This window comes from Streptomyces sp. MS191, assembly GCF_008042125.1.
Taxonomy (GTDB): domain Bacteria; phylum Actinomycetota; class Actinomycetes; order Streptomycetales; family Streptomycetaceae; genus Streptomyces.
On sequence record NZ_RDBI01000108.1, the window covers coordinates 1 to 2,944 of the forward strand.

The 2,944-nt window shown below is 73.2% G+C and carries 3 protein-coding genes; all 3 read left to right on the forward strand.

Annotated features, from left to right (window positions below):
• Nucleotides 1-956 (forward strand): GNAT family N-acetyltransferase (locus EAO71_RS35250; RefSeq protein ID WP_147981896.1); only part of this gene is annotated, 956 nt, incomplete at its 5' end.
• 145 nt (nucleotides 957-1,101) lie between these two features.
• A complete protein-coding gene (locus EAO71_RS35255; RefSeq protein WP_147981897.1) occupies nucleotides 1,102-2,376 on the forward strand; it encodes a phage baseplate protein in 1,275 nt (424 codons plus the stop codon).
• A gap of 52 nt (nucleotides 2,377-2,428) precedes the next feature.
• The gene (locus EAO71_RS35260) at nucleotides 2,429-2,881 is read left to right on the forward strand and encodes a hypothetical protein (RefSeq protein ID WP_147981898.1); all 453 of its coding nucleotides are present in this window, start codon (nucleotides 2,429-2,431) and stop codon (nucleotides 2,879-2,881) included.
• The last annotated feature ends 63 nt before the right edge of the window (nucleotides 2,882-2,944 follow it).

A 2,944-nucleotide genomic window follows, 5' to 3' on the forward strand; every position in this document is an offset into this window, starting at 1 on the left:
GGCTCCGGCTGCGCCCGGTGCGCTTCGACGACCTCGACGCCGTGCACGCGCACCGCTCGCTGCCCGAGGTGGCGCGTCATCTGCCGCACGAGCCGCACACCAGGGAGATGACGGAGCAGACCCTGGAACGGATGATCGGCGGTCAGGCGCTCGCGGTGCCCGGTGACTGGCTCGACCTCGCCGTGGAGGACGGGTCGGGCCGGGTCGTCGGCGAGGTGCTCCTCAAGCGGGACGAGCGGGAACCCGAGACCGGGGAGGTGGGATTCGCCTTCCACCCCGACGTGCACGGGACCGGGATCGCCACCGAGGCGGTCACGGCGGCGCTCGGCATCGCCTTCGAGGACTTCGGCTGGCACCGGGTCATCGGGGTCTGCACCGTGGAGAACGTCGCCTCCGCCGCGCTCATGAGGCGCGTCGGCATGCGCCACGAGGGCGTCAACCGGGACGGCGCCTTCCGCAAGGGCGCCTGGCGCAGCTTCTCCACCTTCGCCGTCCTCGGCGCCGAGTGGCGCGGCGGGCCGCGGCCCTCGGCGGACGAGCGGGCGGTCGACGCCGTCGTCTCGGCGTTCTTCGCCGCCTTCACCCGCCGCGCCGGGGAGCCGGTCCGCCTCGACGCCGCCCGGGCGGCCCTCGCTCCCGACGCGGTCGTCGAGCGGGTGACGGAGGACGGCGGCCTGGACCGGACCGACGTGGACACGTTTCTGGCACCGCGTCAGATACTGCTGAACGGCGACTCGTTGACGGACTTCACCGAGATCGAGGTGACCTCGACGACCATGTTCGCCGCCGGTCGCGCCCACCGGCACTCGCTGTACCACAAGTGGGGTGTCCGGGACGGGGTCGCCTTCAGTGCCTGGGGACGCAAGACGCTGACGCTGCGGCCGTCGGCCGGATCCTGGGTCATCGAAGGCTTCACCTGGGCCGACGAACGGGAGTCGACCGGCCTGACGGACTGAGCACCTGCCGGGCGGCACCGCGAAGGGCGGTCGTCCCCGCCGACGGCCGCCGGCGACCCGCGACACGGCGACGGCCGACAGGCTTTGACAGACTGTCGGCCGCCCGACCGAGCACGGGAAGCAAGAGCGAGAAGGAGCCGCGGCGTTGAGCGTCAGCGTTGAAGGACAGATAGACATCGCGGGGCCGGTGGGCAAACTGCTCCACCGGCGCCCGTTGAAGAACACCACGGTGATGCAGTCGTTCGGCATCGACCCGGTCGGCGGGGACGTGTTCGTCGTGCAGGTGGTGCAGGGCGGCCTGACCCTCACCGGTGAATCGGGCCCGGTCAGTGGCACCGACCGGATCGCGAACGGCGACCTGTGCGTCACCCGGCTCACCCAGGCCGGCGCGATCACCGGATTCATGTACCTGCGGGGCTTCGGCCACGGCGTCTCCATGGCCGTCGAGAACAGGGCAGGCGTGATCCGGCTCTGGACGGAGACCGCGTCCCAGAAGAACAGCAAGGGCGAGGGCTACGGCACCGCCGTCACCCACTTCGAGTTCCGCAGCGGCACGGTCCTCGACCACGGCTCCCCGCTGCACGCGAAGCCGTACACGCCCGCCGCCGGCGCCACGGGCGTCACGTGCACCATCGACCCCACCACGGACCGGCTCGTCGTCCGCTTCTCCTCGGGCGGCACGACGTACGAGTCGTACGACCTGGCGAAGGCCGCGGCCGGCGTCTGGGAGCCGATCGCCCGCATCGGGCAGCCCGATCCGAACGGCCTCTTCCAGGGGTACGCCTCGCTCGGCGGCGTCCTGTACATGCTCGCCGGTGAGGCCATCGCCGACGACAACCCCGACAACCCGCCGCCGGGCAACACGTACCTGACCGCGGTCGACTGGGCCACCGGCGCCGTCCTGGACCAGCAGCGCGTCCTGGCCGCCCCCGGCCTGGTGCACCGCGAGCCGGAGGGGATGGCCGTCTCGGTGCGCGACGGCGTGCCGCACCTGCACTTCGGCTTCGCCGGCGAGGACCCGGGCCCGCGCACCTGCACCATCCTGTCGCTCTCCCAGGCGCCCGAGACGGACGGCGTGAAGGTCCTGACCGACTGGACGCCGATCCCGCTCGCCGCCGGGGTCACCGCCGACCAGAACGCCCCCAGGGGCCGGCTGATCAGCCTGGCCGGCACGACGACGCTTCAGCTCAGCGGGGGCGTCAAGGGCAGCTTCGACGCGGACGCCGTCATCGGCACGCTGCCCGACGCGCTGACCCCGACCATTGTCGCGCGCGCGAGCGTCGCGCGGAACAACAACGCCGGCGTCTGCGTCGCCCGCGTCGAGGCCGACTCCGACCGGGAGTTGCGGCTCCACGGCGGGCGCGCCACCCATGCCGTCACCTGGGCCCAGCTGGACAGCTTCAGCGCGGTCTGGCGCTGACAGCGCCCGCCGCCGCCGCCCCCCATCCCCCTCGTCAAGGAGACGACCTCGCATGTCCCACGACCGCCGCAGCATCCTCGGCGCCGCCCTCGCCCTGCCCGCCGTCCTGACCGCGGGCAGCCTGACGACCGCGACCCCGGCCGCCGCCGCGCCCGGTGGTGTCGAAGCCGGCGAATGGGCCGACCTCCTCCTGGAGCCCGGCGTCACCGCCCAGGCCGGCGCCATCCCGCAGGTCCGCGTGGTCACCATCGCCGGTACGGCCTTCCTCCAGGCACGGGGCGCCGTGACCTGCAACCTCACCGCCGACACCAGGATCGCCACGCTTCCGGCCGGACTCCGCCCCACCTGGTACACGCGGGACACCGCGCCGCGGAACAACAGCCAGGGCATCAACGCCTGCCGCTTCGAGGCCAACCCCGCCGGAGCGGTCACCGTCTACGGCGGCAACAGCGGCAACCCGATCACCTGGGTCCAGTTCGACTCGGTCCAGACGATCTGGCGCTGACGGCCCCCGGGGCCCGGGAGGCCGGGGAGGTCCGGGGGCCACGGGGAGTGCGTCCCACGCGGG